At 72.6% G+C, this 14,212-nt stretch carries 15 protein-coding genes; 5 read left to right on the forward strand and 10 right to left on the reverse strand.

Going from position 1 to position 14,212, the window contains the following annotated elements:
• Positions 1-10 precede the first annotated feature (10 nt).
• From EDC34_RS04320 to EDC34_RS04330, 3 genes are all read right to left on the reverse strand, one after another.
• Positions 11-1,168 carry an ABC transporter permease gene (locus EDC34_RS04320; protein WP_114959382.1) on the reverse strand — a complete coding sequence of 386 codons (1,158 nt, stop codon included), beginning with the start codon at positions 1,166-1,168 and terminating at the stop codon, positions 11-13.
• 133 nt (positions 1,169-1,301) lie between these two features.
• Positions 1,302-1,985, reverse strand: a complete 684-nt coding sequence (locus EDC34_RS04325) for an ABC transporter ATP-binding protein (RefSeq protein ID WP_114959381.1) — start codon at positions 1,983-1,985, stop codon at positions 1,302-1,304.
• 55 nt (positions 1,986-2,040) lie between these two features.
• Positions 2,041-3,300, reverse strand: coding sequence for an efflux RND transporter periplasmic adaptor subunit (locus EDC34_RS04330; protein ID WP_114959380.1), 1,260 nt, complete (start codon positions 3,298-3,300; stop codon positions 2,041-2,043).
• Between the two features lie 189 nt (positions 3,301-3,489).
• Here EDC34_RS04330 and EDC34_RS04335 point away from each other — a divergent pair, with 189 nt between their 5' ends.
• From EDC34_RS04335 to EDC34_RS04355, 5 genes are all read left to right on the forward strand, one after another.
• Positions 3,490-4,422, forward strand: a complete 933-nt coding sequence (locus EDC34_RS04335) for an ABC transporter ATP-binding protein (protein WP_114959379.1) — start codon at positions 3,490-3,492, stop codon at positions 4,420-4,422.
• Positions 4,419-5,237 carry an ABC transporter permease gene (locus EDC34_RS04340; RefSeq protein ID WP_425598117.1) on the forward strand — a complete coding sequence of 273 codons (819 nt, stop codon included), beginning with the start codon at positions 4,419-4,421 and terminating at the stop codon, positions 5,235-5,237. Before EDC34_RS04335 ends, EDC34_RS04340 begins: the two co-directional genes overlap by 4 nt.
• 46 nt (positions 5,238-5,283) lie before the next feature.
• The gene (locus EDC34_RS04345) at positions 5,284-6,513 is read left to right on the forward strand and encodes a sensor histidine kinase (protein WP_240311042.1); all 1,230 of its coding nucleotides are present in this window, start codon (positions 5,284-5,286) and stop codon (positions 6,511-6,513) included.
• 44 nt (positions 6,514-6,557) lie between these two features.
• Complete coding sequence (locus EDC34_RS04350; protein WP_114959377.1) at positions 6,558-7,160, forward strand: response regulator transcription factor; 603 nt, start codon at positions 6,558-6,560, stop codon at positions 7,158-7,160.
• Positions 7,161-7,270: 110 nt separating this feature from the next.
• A complete protein-coding gene (locus tag EDC34_RS04355) occupies positions 7,271-7,699 on the forward strand; it encodes a hypothetical protein (RefSeq protein WP_132982850.1) in 429 nt (142 codons plus the stop codon).
• Here the strand turns inward: EDC34_RS04355 and EDC34_RS04360 are convergent.
• The 7 genes from EDC34_RS04360 to EDC34_RS04390 form a co-directional block, all read right to left on the reverse strand.
• The gene (locus EDC34_RS04360) at positions 7,692-9,083 is read right to left on the reverse strand and encodes a leucyl aminopeptidase family protein (RefSeq protein WP_114959375.1); all 1,392 of its coding nucleotides are present in this window, start codon (positions 9,081-9,083) and stop codon (positions 7,692-7,694) included. The genes EDC34_RS04355 and EDC34_RS04360 overlap by 8 nt on opposite strands.
• Positions 9,080-9,793: an HAD family hydrolase gene (locus EDC34_RS04365; RefSeq protein ID WP_114959374.1), complete on the reverse strand. Its 714-nt coding sequence runs from the start codon at positions 9,791-9,793 to the stop codon at positions 9,080-9,082. The genes EDC34_RS04360 and EDC34_RS04365 overlap by 4 nt, the downstream gene beginning before the upstream one ends.
• 43 nt (positions 9,794-9,836) lie before the next feature.
• Positions 9,837-10,928 carry an AI-2E family transporter gene (locus EDC34_RS04370; protein ID WP_114959373.1) on the reverse strand — a complete coding sequence of 364 codons (1,092 nt, stop codon included), beginning with the start codon at positions 10,926-10,928 and terminating at the stop codon, positions 9,837-9,839.
• Positions 10,925-11,239 carry a hypothetical protein gene (locus EDC34_RS04375; RefSeq protein ID WP_114959372.1) on the reverse strand — a complete coding sequence of 105 codons (315 nt, stop codon included), beginning with the start codon at positions 11,237-11,239 and terminating at the stop codon, positions 10,925-10,927. Before EDC34_RS04375 ends, EDC34_RS04370 begins: the two co-directional genes overlap by 4 nt.
• Positions 11,236-11,802 carry a phage holin family protein gene (locus EDC34_RS04380; protein WP_240311041.1) on the reverse strand — a complete coding sequence of 189 codons (567 nt, stop codon included), beginning with the start codon at positions 11,800-11,802 and terminating at the stop codon, positions 11,236-11,238. The genes EDC34_RS04375 and EDC34_RS04380 overlap by 4 nt, the downstream gene beginning before the upstream one ends.
• A 7-nt stretch (positions 11,803-11,809) precedes the next feature.
• Complete coding sequence (locus EDC34_RS04385; protein ID WP_114959371.1) at positions 11,810-12,166, reverse strand: hypothetical protein; 357 nt, start codon at positions 12,164-12,166, stop codon at positions 11,810-11,812.
• Between the two features lie 92 nt (positions 12,167-12,258).
• Positions 12,259-13,689 (reverse strand): Do family serine endopeptidase, encoded by a 1,431-nt coding sequence (locus EDC34_RS04390; RefSeq protein WP_114959370.1) that lies wholly within the window; start codon positions 13,687-13,689, stop codon positions 12,259-12,261.
• Positions 13,690-14,212: the final 523 nt, after the last annotated feature.

Consider the following 14,212-nt stretch of genomic DNA (forward strand, 5'->3'; position numbering starts at 1 on the left):
GAAGTCCTCGTCAGCGCCCGGCGAGGGCATCGACGATGTTCAGGCGCATGCCGCGCAGCGCGGGCAGCAGGCCGACCACCAGCCCGATCGCCACCATCAGCGCGATCCCGCTGGCCCAGGTCTGCGCCAGCAGACCCGGCAGCTGCACCATGCCGCCGCTGGCCGCGGACACCATCGGCACGATCGCCGCCGCCAGCAGCATCCCGAGCAGGCCGCCCAGCACCACCAGCAGCACCGATTCGGCCAGCACCAGCCACAGCACGCTGCGGTTGGAGAAGCCGATGGTCTTGAGCACCGCAAGTTCGGGAATCCGCTCGCGCACCGCCTGCGCCATGGTGTTGCCGGTCAGCAGCAGCAGGGTGAAGAACACCGCGCCCATGATGGCGGTGACAATCAGCCCGATGTCCGCGAACTGCTTGGCGAAGGCCTGGTTGAACGCGGCCTCGCTCTGGGTCTTGGTCTCGTGGTCGGAATTGGCCGACAGCGCATCGATGGCCTTGGCCACGCGGTCGGCCACGGCCGGGCTGGACGGTTCGATCACCCACCAGCCGACGCGCCCCTTCACGTAGTCGTTGGCTTCGTCGAAGTACTTCCAGTGGAAGAACAGCACGCGCTCCTGCGCCTTCTGCTTGGGGTCTGCGACCTTGTAGATGCCGCGCAGGGTGAACTGCCAGTCGTTGCTGCCGCGGGTGGGGAAGATGGTGGCCTGCAGCGGGATGGTGTCGCCCACCTTCCAGCCGAACTGCTTGGCCAGCGCCTCACCCACGATCGCGCCGCGCTGGTCGGCCAGCCAGGCCTCCTTCTGCGCTTTCGGCAATTTGAACTCGGGATACAGGTCGAGGTAGTCCGGGCTGACGCTGAAGTTGGCGAAGAAATTCTTCGGGTCGCGGTAGATGCCGCCGAACCAGGCCGCATAGGCCGCCTTCTTCACCCCCGGTACCGCGCGGATCTGCGCATCCAGGCGGTAGGGCAGCATCTGGGTGATCGACAGCCGCGACAGGGTGATCATGCGGTTGGCGCCGGCCACGCTGCCGCCGGCGTTGAATGCCACCCGCACCGAGTCGAGCAGGCCGAACAGCAGAAACGCGGCCAGCACCGACAGCAGGGTGAGCAGGGTGCGGGTCTTGCTGCGCATCAGCGCGGCCCAGACCAGGTGCAGGTACTTCATGGGAAGCCTCCAGCTGTGCCTTCTCCCTCCGGGAGAAGCTGGCGCGGAGCGCCGGATGTGGGTTCGGTGCGGGAGTGAAGGTTCGCGTGCCTCCGGACCCTCACCCCAACCCCTCTCCCGAGGGGAGAGGGGCTCATGCCGCTTGCTCGACCAGCACGCCCTTGTCCAGATGCAGCGTGTGGGTGGCGTACTCCGCGGCCTTCGGGTCGTGGGTCACCATCACGATGGTCTTGCCGTGCTCGCGGTTGAGCTGCTGCAGCAGGCCCAGCACCTCCTCGGCGGAGGCGCGGTCGAGGTCGCCGGTGGGCTCGTCGCAGATCAGCAGGGTGGGGTCGGAGACGATCGCACGCGCGATCGCCACCCGCTGCTGCTGGCCGCCGGAGAGCTCGTTCGGGCGATGGCGTGCGCGATCGGCCAGACCGACCAGCTGCAGCGCGATCTCGGCGTTGCGGCGGCGCTGCGCCGCATTCAATGGCGTCAGCAGCAGCGGCAGCTCCACGTTCTTCTGCGCGGTCAGGGTCGGCATCAGGTTGTAGAACTGGAACACGAAGCCGACGTTCTGGCTGCGCCAGTGCGCAAGCTCGCCGGAACGCATCTTCTCGATGTGCTGGCCGGCGATTTCGATGCTGCCGGCGGTGGGCGAATCCAGGCCGCCGATCAGGTTCAGCAGGGTGGTCTTGCCCGAGCCGGAGGGGCCCATCAGCGCGACGAAGTCGCCCTGCGCGATGTCGAGGTCGATCCCGCGCAGCACGTCCACGGTTTCGGGGCCGCGCCGGTAGGTCTTGTGCAGGTCGCGGATACGGACGAGGGCGGTCATGTATGGATCTCCGGCGGATGGGGCGCGCCGGTCGCGGCGCGCGGGGAAGCAGTCGTCATTCGTCGTTCGCGTCGGCCGGCGCATCCTCGCGCGCCGCCGCCACCCGTGCGCCGTCGGCCAGGGTCTCGGGCGGGTCGAGCACCACCTGCTCGCCGCCGGCCAGCCCCGAGAGCACCTCGCGGTCATCGCCCAGGGTGCGGCCGAGGGTGAGCGCGCGCTGCACGGCCTTGCCGTCCTGCACCACGAACGCCACGTCCTTGCCGCCGCGCGCGGTGATCGCGCGGGCGGGCACCAGCACGCCCGGCGTGCGCTGCGCCGGCGCGGGCGTCTCGTCCAGGAAGCTGACCCGTGCGCCCATGTCGGGCACGATCCGCGGGTCGCCCTTGGCATCCAGACTCACCCGGACCTTCACGGTCGCCTTGCCGCGGTCGGCGGCGGGGATGATGGCGATCACATGGCCCGGGATCTTCCAGTCCTGGTAGGCGTTGAGCACGGTCTGGGTGGGCATGCCGGGCCTCACCCGGCCGATGTAAGCCTCGCCGACCTCCACCTCGACCTCCAGCGAATCCATGTCCACCACGGTGCCGATGCCGGTGCGGGTGAAGCCGCCGCCGGCCGACAGCGGCGAGACGATCTCGCCCGGCTGCGCGGCCTTGGCGATGATCACGCCGGCGAACGGCGCGCGCACCACGGTGTTGTCCACGCCGTTGTCGGCGATGCGCAGGGAATCGGCCGCGACCTGCGCGTTGCGCTGGGCGGTGGCCAGCTGCGCGCGCAGGGCATCGCGCTGGCTGATGGCCTGCTCGGCCTGGGCGCGCGACACCAGCTGCTGCGCGGCCAGGGCGGACAGCCGCACGGCATCCGCCTCGGCCTGCTTCAGCTGCGCCTGCACGCTGCCGATCTGGCTGCGCGCGGCGGCCAGCTGCGAGGCCGCAAGCTGGCGCTGGGCATCGGCATCCACCGGGTCCAGCCGCGCCAGCACCTGCCCGGCCGCGACCTTCTGGCCTTCCTCGATCAGCACCTCGCGCACCTTGCCGGTGACCTTGGCCGAGACCGTGGCCATCCGCCGCGCCACCACGTAGCCGCTGGCGTCCAGCACCGAGGCAGCGGCTGCAGCGCCGTTGCCGATCGCCGTCGCCTCGGCCACCTGCACGCGCGCCGGCCGGCCGCCGCGCAGGGCGAACCCGGCGGCGAGGGCCAGCACCACCGCGCCGGCCACCGCCAGGGCGATCCACAGCCGGCGGCGCGAGGCCCGCGGCGGCGGTGCGCTGCGGTCGATCTTGAGGGAATTGAGCAGGTCGGCGTTCGAGGTCATGTCGGTATCCGGGGCGGTGGCGGAACGGCGGGGCCGGTCGAGGCCCGCGCTGCATCGCCATCGTGGCACAGCCTACGCAGGGGGCTCCGGGCGGTCATGTGATGGCTGTCATCCGGATGTCCTGACGCCCGTGCCTGCGGGCGCGGACGGGCCATCGGCATGCTGGCGCCATCTTCGCGGAGGCCTACGATGGACGGACACGGGACGGATGCGCGGCCGCTGCTGGCGTGCCTGCGCGGTGCGCACAAGCGGCATGGCGCGATCCATGCGCTGCAGGGCCTGGACCTGGCGCTGCGCGGCGGCGAGCTGCTGGCGCTGCTGGGGCCGAACGGCGCCGGCAAGACCACCGCGATCGGCCTGCTGCTGGGCCTGGCACGCCCGGATGCGGGCAGCGCCGAACTATTCGGGCGCGACCCACAGGACATCGCCGCGCGCCGCCACGTCGGGGTGATGCTGCAGGAGGCGGCGTTGCCGCCGACCCTGAAGGTGCGCGAGCTGCTGCGCCTGACCGCGAGCTATTACCCCGCGCCGCGCAGCATCGCCGACGTGGTCGCGCTGGCCGGCATCGAGGACCTGCTGGCGCGGCCCTACGGCAAGCTGTCCGGCGGCCAGCAGCGGCGCGTGCAGTTCGCGCTGGCGATCTGCGGCAACCCGCGCCTGCTGTTCCTCGACGAACCCACCGTCGGCCTCGACATCCAGGCGCGGCAGGCGCTGTGGGCGGCGATCCGCGCGCTGGTGGCGGATGGCTGCGGGGTGGTGCTCACCACCCATTACCTGGAGGAAGCGGAAGCCCTGGCCGACCGCGTGTGCGTGCTCGCGCACGGCCGGCTGCTGAGCGAGGGCAGCGTGCAGGCGCTGCGCGCGCGGGTCGCGCGCAAGCGGGTGTGGTGCGCGACCACGCTGCCGCTGGCGGAACTGGCGGCGTGGCCGGAGGTGGCGGAAGCCGCGCGCGATGGCGAGCGCCTGTGCCTGTCCAGCGACGCCCCCGAGCGGCTGCTGCGCCGGCTGCTGGCCGCCGACCCGGCGCTGTCGGGGCTGGAAGTGCGCGCGGCCGGGCTGGCCGAGGCGTTCACCGAACTCACCGGCGCGGCCAGCGCCGCGCAGGCCGCGGAGGCCGCATGAACCGTGCATCGCTCGCGTCATCCACTTCTTCATCCCATCCCGCGGCGACCACCGTGGCCATGCTGCCGGCGCTGCCGCGCGCGCGGCTGCTGGGCGCCTACGCGCAGGAGGCGCGCAGCGAGATCGTCCGCTACCTGCGCAACCCCGGCTTCCTGCTGCCGGTCATCCTGTTCCCGAACGTGTTCTACCTGATGTTCGCGGTGGTGCTGAACCACGGCAGCGGCGAGGCCACGCGCTACATGCTGGGCAGCTACAGCACCTTCGGGGTGATGGCGCCGGGGCTGTTCGGCTTCGGGGTGTCGCTGGCGCTGGAGCGCGATGGCGGCCTGCTCACCCTCAAGCGCGCGCTGCCGATGCCGCCCGGCGCCTACCTGCTCGGCAAGATGCTGATGGCGGTGCTGGTGGCGCTGGTGGTGGGCGCGCTGCTGTTGGCGCTGGCCGTGGGCGTTGCGCGCGCGCCGCTGGCGCCGGCGCAGATGGCCACCTTGCTGCTGGTGGATGCGCTGGGCGTGTTGCCGTTCTGCGCGCTCGGCCTGTTCATCGGCACCCTGCTCAAGGGCCAGGGCGCGCCGGGGCTGCTGAACATGGTGTACCTGCCGATGGCGTTCCTGTCCGGCCTATGGTTCCCGCTGCAGATGATGCCGCCGCTGCTGCGCCAGCTGGCGCCGGTGTGGCCGAGCTACCACCTGAACGCGCTGGCGCTGTCGGCGGTGGGGTTCGACACCGGCGTGCGCTGGCCGCACGTGCTGGTGCTGGCCGCGTTCACCGCCGGGCTGCTGTGGCTGGCGGCACGCCGCCTGCGCAGGCGCGGCTGAGGCGAGGCCTGCAGTAGGATCGCGCCTGGCCCGCGGGAGGGACGTGATGGACGCAGACACTGGCAGCGGCATGGCCGATCGGCTCGACCGTCGCCTGCGCGGCTGGCTGGCGCGCCACTTCGCGCCGGCGCCGGATTCGCTGGTCGCGCGCGAGGCGCGCCTGGAGCGCCCGGCCTGGACCAGCTTCATCCACCTGGTGTGGTCGATCTGGGTGTTCATCACCCCGGCCTTCTCCGGCGGCGCGTACGGCTATACCGGGCGCTGGCTGCTGCTGACCGCGGTCAGCTATCCGCTGTTCCTGTGGCTGTACGCGGTCAGCGTCTGCGCCAGCGAGCGCCGCGCGCACCTGGCCGCGCTGGGCATGCTGCTGCTGTGCTTCGCGCTGCTGCCGTGGTACCCATCCGGGCTCAGCTACTTCGTGTTCGGCTGCGTGATGCTGCAGCCGCGCGGCAACGGCGCGCTGCGCCGCTACGTGGTCTGGCTGCTGGCCTGCAACCTCGCGCTGATGGGCTATGCGCGCCTGATCGGCTATCCGTGGGTGGCGCTGGTGTGGATGCCGGCGGTGACCGCGATCATCGGCCTCATCACCTTCGTCGAGCGCTTGAACCGCCAGCGCGACGCCGCGCTCAAGCTCTCGCACGAGGAAGTGCGGCGGCTGGCGGCGCTGGCCGAGCGCGAGCGCATCGGGCGAGACCTGCACGACCTGCTCGGGCACACGCTGTCGATGGTGGCGCTGAAGTCCGACCTCGCCGGCCGCCTGCTGGCGCGCGATCCGCAGGCGGCGCAGGCGGAGATCGCCGCGGTCAGCCAGGTCGCGCGCGAGGCGCTGGCGCAGGTGCGCGGCGCGGTCAGCGGCATCCGCGCGGCCGGGATCGCCGCCGAGCTGGCTGCCGCCAAGCTGCTGCTGGAGAGCGACGGCGTCGCCTTCGACTACCACGTGGACGAGGCGTTCTCGGTGCAGCCGCTGCCGGCCGCGGCCGAAACCGCGCTGGCGATGTGCCTGCGCGAGGCCGCCACCAACGTCCAGCGGCATGCGCGCGCACGCAGCGCGCAGGCGCTGTTCACGCGCGACGCCGGCGAGCTGCTGCTGCGCATCCGCGACGACGGCCGCGGTGGCGAGCTGGTCCCCGGCAACGGCCTGTCCGGCATGCGCGAGCGCGTGCGCGCCCTCGGCGGACGCCTGCGGCTGGACAGCAGCGCGCAAGCCGGCACCTGCGTGGAAATCCGCCTCCCGCTGGCGGCCAATGCGGCCCTTCCGGCTGCGCCGACCTGCTAAGGTCTGGCTCCCGTTCCCGCGTATTCCCGTTGCCTGCCCGCGCGATGATCCGGATCCTGCTCGCCGAAGACCAGACCATGCTGCGCGGCGCGCTGGCGGCGCTGCTGGGGATGGAATCCGACCTCGAAGTGGTGGCCGCGGTGGGCGACGGCGAGGCGGCCTGGCGCGAACTGCAGCGGCATCGCCCCGACCTGCTGCTGACCGACATCGAGATGCCCGGCTTGACCGGCCTGGAGCTGGCGCAGCGGATCGCCCGCCACGAACTGCCGGTGAAGGTGGTGGTCATCACCACCTTCGCCCGCGCCGGCTACCTGCGGCGCGCGCTGGAGGCCGGGGTGCGCGGCTACCTGCTGAAGGACGCCCCGGCCGAGCAGCTGGCGCAGGCCCTGCGTAACGTCCACCGCGGCGGCCGCGCGATCGACCCGCAGCTGGCGCTGGAGGCCTGGGGCGAGGCCGACCCGCTCAGCGACCGCGAGCGCCAGGCCCTGCGCCTGGCCGGCGAAGGCCTGTCCGCGGCCGAGATCGCGCAGCGCCTGAACCTCTCGCACGGCACCGTGCGCAACTACCTGTCCGAGGCGATCGGCAAGCTCGGCGTCGGCAACCGCATCGAGGCCTACCGGCTGGCGCGGCAGAAGGGGTGGCTCTGACAGGCGGGTGAAAACCTGCTGCAGATTGACTCCGCTGTTAGCCGTGCAGCGGCATGCGATCCGCGCGGCTTCGGCGTAGGCTGCGCTGATCCGACTGGGGAGGGGTGGCCATGCAGACAGCGAAGCGTCCGATGTGGTTCGTGGTGGTGGCGGTGCTGGCCGTGCTCTGGAATGCGTTCGGCCTGTGGTCGTTCTACTACCACGTCACCGCCACGCCCGAGGTGATCGCCACCTGGCCGGCGGTGCAGCAGCAGATCGAGGCAGTCACGCCACGCTGGATCTTCGTGGCCTTCGCCATCGCCACCATCGGCGGCACGCTCGGCACGCTCGGTCTGCTGCTGGGCAGGCGCTGGGCGGTGACGGTGCTGCTGCTGTCGCTGCTCGGCATCATCGTGCAATTCGGCGCCTACTACCTGCTCACCCCGACCTGGGCGCTGACCGGCATCGGTGGCGCGGCCTTGCCGCTGTGCATCGGCCTGATCGGCTTGGGCCTGTGGCTGTTGGCGCGCAAGGCGACCGTGCGCGGCTGGCTCAGCTAGACGCCACCGCCATGCCTGCCCGCGCCTTCAGCAGCGCGTAGGCGGCGCGCAGGCCCTGCGCCTCGCCGCCGGCCGGCTTGCCGGGGCGGTCGCCGTCGTTCCATGCGTACACGTCCACGTGGCCCCAGCGCACGCCGTCCTCGACGAAGCGCTCGAGGTACAGCGCGGCGGTGACGCTGCCGGCCATCGTGGTGTTGCTGCTGTTGGCCAGGTCGGCGATGCCACTGGTGAGGTAGCGCAGGTATGGCCGCCACAGCGGCATCCGCCACAGCGGATCGCGTTCATGCTGGCCGGCGGCCAGCCAGTCGTTAGCCAGCGCCTCGTCGTTGGCGTACAGCGCGGGCAGGTCCGGCCCCAGCGCGACGCGCGCGGCGCCGGTGAGGGTGGCGAAGTCCAGCAGCAGCTCGGGCGTGAGTTCGCAGGCGCGGGTGAGCGCGTCGCACAGCACCAGCCGGCCTTCGGCGTCGGTGTTGTCGATCTCCACGCTCACGCCCTTGCGGGTGGCGATGACTTCGCCGGGGCGGAACGCGTTCGGGCCCACCGCGTTCTCCACCGCGGCCAGCAGCAGGGTGATGCGCAGCGGCAGCTTGCGCGCCATCACCAACCCGGCCAGCGCCAGCGCGTGCGCGGCGCCGCCCATGTCCTTCTTCATGTTGCGCATGCCGGCGGCGGCCTTGAGGTCCAGCCCGCCGGTGTCGAAGCACACGCCCTTGCCGCAGAGCGCCACGTGCGGATGCGCCGCCTCGCCCCAGGTGAGTTCGATGAGGCGCGGCGCGCGGTGCGATGCGCGGCCGACCGCGTGGATGGCGGGGTAGTTCTGCGCGAGCAATGCGTCACCGGCGACGACGGCGACCGTGGCGCCGTGCGCCTGCGCGAGTTCGCGCGCGGCGGCTTCCAGTTCGTCCGGGCCCATGTGCTCGGTGGGCGTGTTGACCAGATCGCGCACGCGCACGCAGGCGGCCAGGATGTCGAAGGTCTCGGCGTCGAAATGCTCCGCGGCCAGCTGCGCGGCAGGTGCCGGCTGCGCCTTGTAGCGGGCGAAGCGGTACCGGCCCAGGCCCCAGCCCAGCTGCAGGGCGCGTGCGGCTTCGGGAGCGACGTGCCCGACCAGCTGCCAGTCGCCAGCCGGCAGCGCACGCGGCGCGTGCGCCCAGGCGAACGGATCGTGGGGATCGTCGATGCCCAGCACTGCGCCAGCCACCCGGCCGTCGCCGTCGGCCCAGCTGCAGGCGCTGCCGGGTGCGGCGTCGAAGCGCTGTGCCGCCAGCCAGGCCTGCACCGGCGCCGGCTGCGCCTGGCACCAGGTGGCGAACTCGGCCTTGCGCACCGCGTGCAGCGGCAGCGCGGCATCGACGGAGGATGTGAAACCGGCGGGCAGGCTCATGCGGCGTCCTCGAAGCGGGCCCCCGCGTCCAGCCAGTCGGCGAGCGCGGTCAGGGTGGTGACGCGAAGGTCGGCGCGGGCCAGACCCTCCGGCCAGGCGTGGTCGCCACGGTCGATCCAGCAGCTGCGCAGGCCGGCATGGGCGGCACCGGCCACGTCCATATGCGGATGGTCACCCACGTGCATGACCTCCTCTGGTGCAAAGCCGAGCCGGCGGCAGGCTTCCTGGAACAGGCCGGCATCGGGCTTGGGCGCGCCGTATTCGCGCGCGCCGAGCTGGAAGCGGAACAGCCCGGCGATGCCGATCACCGCGAGGTCGGCGTTGCCGTTGGTCAGGGCGGCGATCGGCAGCTGCGCGGCGATCCGGCGCAGGCCGTCCTGCGCGTCGGGATAGAACTCCACCCGGTTGCGCTCGCGGAAGAAGATCGCGTAGGCGGCGCTGGCCAGCGCGGGGTCGTCGCCGCTCTCGCGCAGCGCGCGCTCGATCGTCAGCCGCCGCAGCAGGCCGAGGTCGTGCGCGTGCTCGGGGAACTCCGCGAACACCCGCTCGCGCAGGGCGCGCATCTCGGTGATCGGGAAGCGCTCGGCAGTGCGCGGGCTGTGCTCGACGAACCAGGCGTGCAGGGCGTTCTCGATGCGCTCCCCGATCGGGGCGAACGGCCACAGGGTGTCGTCGAGGTCGAAGGTGATGGCGCGGATGGACGGGTTCACGCGCGCATTGTAGGCCGCCGCGGCGGCGCCGGCAGGCGCGCGCTCATTCCAGCAGGCGGGCCCAGCCCTCCATGCCGTCCAGCCGGGCCAGCACGATCTTCGCGCACACCAGCATCGGCACCGCCAGCAGCAGGCCGACGATGCCCCACAGCCAGCCGAACAGCATCAGCGCCAGGATCAGCACCAGCGGCGACAGCGCCATCCGCCGGCCCAGCACGATCGGCGTCACCACCTGTCCCTCGATGCCGTGCAGCAGCAGGTACAGCCCCGCCGGCGCCAGCGCCTGCAGCGGCGCGTCGTAGCTGGAGAACCCCATCAGCAGCAGCACCACGATCCCGATCAGCGGGCCGACGTAAGGCGCGAAGTTGAGCAGCATCGCCATCGTGCCCCACAGCAGCGCATCCCCGGGCGGCAGGCCCAGCAGCAGCCACAGGCCGCCGGCCAGGGCCAGCCCGAGCGCGGCGTTGACCGCGCTGATCGCCAGCACGTAGCGGCTGATCTCGGTTTCGATCGCATGCAGGATCTCCACCGTCAGCTTCTTCTTCTGCCGGTCCGGCAGCAGCGCGATCGCGCGCCGCTGCAGGTCCTCGCCGTACACCATGAAGAACAGCGTCAGCAGCACCACCGCCAGCACCGCCGCCAGCGCGCGCGGGGTGGCGGTGAGCGAGCGGTAGGGGTCGCGGGTGTCGGCGCGCACCACCTGCGCCGGATGCGCGCCGGCATCGCCGCCGGCGGCGCGCGCGATGTTCTCGGCCGCCTGGTTGGCGTCCTGCATCGGCTTGGTCAGTTTCTGCAGCTTCGGGGCCAGGGTGCGCAGCGCGCGCGGGGCCTCGTGCACCCAGTCCGCGGCCGGCTGCACCAGCTGCGCAGCCAGCAGGATCGCCAGCGCCAGCCCGCCGCACAGCACCGACAGCGCGGCCAGGAAGCGCGGCAGGCGCAGCCGCTGCAGCAGCCGGAGCAGCGGATTGCCGACCAGCGCGAGGAACATCGCCAGCAGGATCGGCAGGATCAGATCCTGCGCGGCCCACAGGGTGTAGCCGACCGCCAGCACCGCCAGCACCAGCAGCGAGAACGGGCCGCGCGGGCGTGGCGGCAGCGGGTCCGCGCCGGGCGGGAGCTCGCCGGTCGAATTCATGCCGGGGCGTCGTCGTCGCCCGTGCCCGCGGTGGCGGCGCGCACCGCGTCGAGGGTGGCCAGCAGCGGGCCGAGTGCGCGCAGTGCGCCGAGCACGCCGCTTTCGCCGGCCAGCCGCAGCGGGCGCGCGCGGCCGCTGGCGAAGCCCAGGGCGAGGCCGACCACGAGGATCCGGCCCGGGGTCCAGGCCGCGCGCCAGGTCGATTGCAGGCGCTGCCACTGGCGCTGCGCGCGCTGTTCGCGCACGGCGAGCGCGTGCTCGGCGTGCTGCACGCGCTGCAGCAGGGCATCGAAGCCGCGGTCGAGGCTCATGGCGTGGGGGCTCCGTTCGGTCTGGCGTCGCCCTCACCATCGGCATTGGCCGTGGCCTCGGTGTCGGGCGGCTCCTGCGCGTCGCGGCGCAGCAGCGCCTCCAGTTCATCCAGCGCGCCCAGGCCCAGGCGCGCCAGCTGGCGGCGGGTGGCGCGCAGGCTGCTGTGCTCGAAATAGCGCATCGCCGCCCGCGCGGAGACCGCGGTGACCGCCAGGCTGAGCAGCGCGGTCACCAGCAGGGCCGCCAGCCACGACAGCCCCAGCGCCTGCAGCGCCGCGATCAGCGCCGCCATCAGCAGCAGCCAGGCCGAACCGCCGAAGATCACCGCCAGCGCGACCCCGACCAGCGCGCGGATCAGCGCCGCGCGCGCCAGCGCGATGTCGGCCGCCACCAGCAGCCGCAGCGCCCTCAGCGCATCGCGGCTGGCGCGCAGCCCGGCGCGGCCTTCGGCGCCCAGCGCGCGCAGGCTGTCGGCGACGCCTGCCGCCGTGCCCGCATGCGCATCGGCCTGCCCCGTGCCGGCGCCTTCGCCCGCGGCCTGCCGCGGTTCCCCGGTGGCCATCGGCGGCTTACTTGTCGCTGCGGGCGAGCTTGGACAGGATGAAACCGGCGGCGAAGGCCACCCCGAACGCGGCCAGCGGACGCTCGCGGATCAGCTCGGAAGCGCTGTCCAGCAGGTCGCGGCCCTTGTCCATCAGTGCGTTCATCTGTTCGCCCGCGGCGCCGCCCAGGTGCTCGGCCGCGCCCAGCCCGGCCACAGCGCCGTCGGCCAGTTCGGCCTTCACCTGCGCCTTGCCCAGGCGCAGCTCGTCGCCGGCCGCGCTGGCGGCGTTCTTCACCGCGCCACCGGCGGCGCTGGCGGCCTGCTTCAGGTGGGTGCCGGCCTCGCCCAGGTTGCTCTTGACCGCTTCGGTGTGCTCGCTCATCTGCTGCGTCCTCGGGTGGTGGAAGGGAATCGCGCCGGCAGTGTCGCACCGGCGCTGCATGGATGGCGTCAACGCCGGGATCAGCGCCGAGGTCAGCGCATCGGCAGCTGCCCGCTGGCGTTGCCGCGCAGCACCCGCAGCACCAGCTGCGGTACCGGCGCGGACAGGGTGGCACGGAATCCGGTGAGGTCGCTGAACGCCCCGCTGCTGGCGGCCAGCACCACGTCGCCGGGCTGCAATCCGTTCTGCGCGGCGCGGCTGCCGCGCTGCACCTGTTCCACCAGCACCCCGGCCAGGCCCTGCCGGCGCAGCGATTCGGGCAGTTCCGCGAAGCGCGCGCCGGCCAGGCGCGGATCCAGCTGGCCACCGTCCAGCGCCTTCGGGGCCTCGCGCAGGCCGCTGGTGATGCGCAGCGGCTTGCCGTCGCGGCGCACGTCCAGCACCACGGTGGCGTCCGGCGCCTGCAGGCCCTGGAAGTTGCGCAGCGCCTCGGCGTTGTCGATCGGCTGGCCGTTGGCGGCCACCACCACGTCGCCCACCTTCAGCCCGGCGGCGCCCGCGGCCGAGCCCGGGAACACCCGGGTCACCACCGCGCCGCGCGCCTCGGCCAGGCCCAGGCCCGGCGCCAGGCGCGCGTCCACGTCCTGGGTATCGATGCCGAGGGTGCCGCGGCGGACGACGCCGCGGGCCAGGAGGTCGTTCATCACCCGGTGCGCGAGGTTGGAGGGGATCGCGAAGCCCAGCCCGATGTTGCCGGCCATCGAGCCGCGCGGGTTGAAGCTGGCGGTGTTGATCCCGACCAGCTCGCCGTTGAGGTTCACCAGCGCGCCGCCGGAGTTGCCGGGGTTGATGCTGGCATCGGTCTGGATGAAGTTCTGGTAGCCGGCGCCGGGCAGGTTGTTGCGGCCGACCGCGGACACGATGCCCGAGGTCACCGTCTGTCCCACGCCGAATGGGTTGCCGATCGCCACCACGAAGTCGCCGATCTGCAGCTTGTCGCTGTCGGCCAGCGGGATCGCGGTCAGGTTCTGCGCCGGGATCCGCATCAGCGCGATGTCGGTGTCGGGGTCATTGCCGACGAACTGGGCCTTGAGGCTGCGCCCGTCGGCCAGGGTCACCTGCACCTCGTCGGCGTCCTCGACCACGTGGTTGTTGGTCAGCACCAGCCCGCGCTGGGCGTCCACGATCACGCCCGAGCCCAGCGACTGCGCGATGCGCTCGGCCGGGATGCCGAAGATACGGCGGAAGACGGGGTCGTCGCCGAACGGGGTATTCACCCGCACCACCTGCTTGGTGTTCACGCTGACCACCCCCGGCAGCACGCGCTTGAGCATCGGCGCCAGCGACGGCACCGGGGTGCCCGCCACCGCCGCCGGCAGGGTGCCGCCGGCCACCGGCATCGCCGGGGTGGCCGCGGCGGCGCGCGCCGGCTGGTCCAGCAGCAGGTTCAGCCCGGTGGCGGCGAAGCCGCCGAACGCGGCGGCGGCGGTCAGGGCGAGCAGGGTCTTGGTGGCGGTCTTCATGCGCGGCGATCGGAACCAACGGCGGGCCAGGCCGCAAGTATTGCCGAGACCCGCCGCGGCTTGCGCAATCGTCGCTGAAGGGGCGGACGCGGCCATCGCAGGCCCCGGGCACTGCACTGCAGCATCCGGCGGACGCGGAGTTTCGCGCATTCAGTTTCACGCCGAAAACACGCCGGATCGCGTGGAACACGCATCCTTGGCGGGTGTCAGCAATGGGCGCGGGATTGCAAGCCGGGGCAGCGCAATTTTCGCGTTGACTTGGGCCGGAGGCGTGGCTATGGTCTTGCCGGTTGGCCACAACATCTTGTGGTCGGTTTTGCAGGAAATCCCAAGGCTAGTGGCGCAGGGGTGCCGAGTCGAGGGCAACGACGTCGGCAGGGGAGCGGCGCGTGACGAAGCAAGAACCGGCGGTGACGCCACCACAGTGAGGCATTCGCAGGCTGCGCGCATCGTGCGCGGCCTGCATCGTCGCCCCCGACGGATGCCGGGGGCGGGATACGGGCAACGGATCCGCCAGCGCGGG

Source organism: Thermomonas haemolytica, from assembly GCF_004346265.1.
Classification (GTDB): Bacteria; Pseudomonadota; Gammaproteobacteria; order Xanthomonadales; family Xanthomonadaceae; genus Thermomonas; species Thermomonas haemolytica.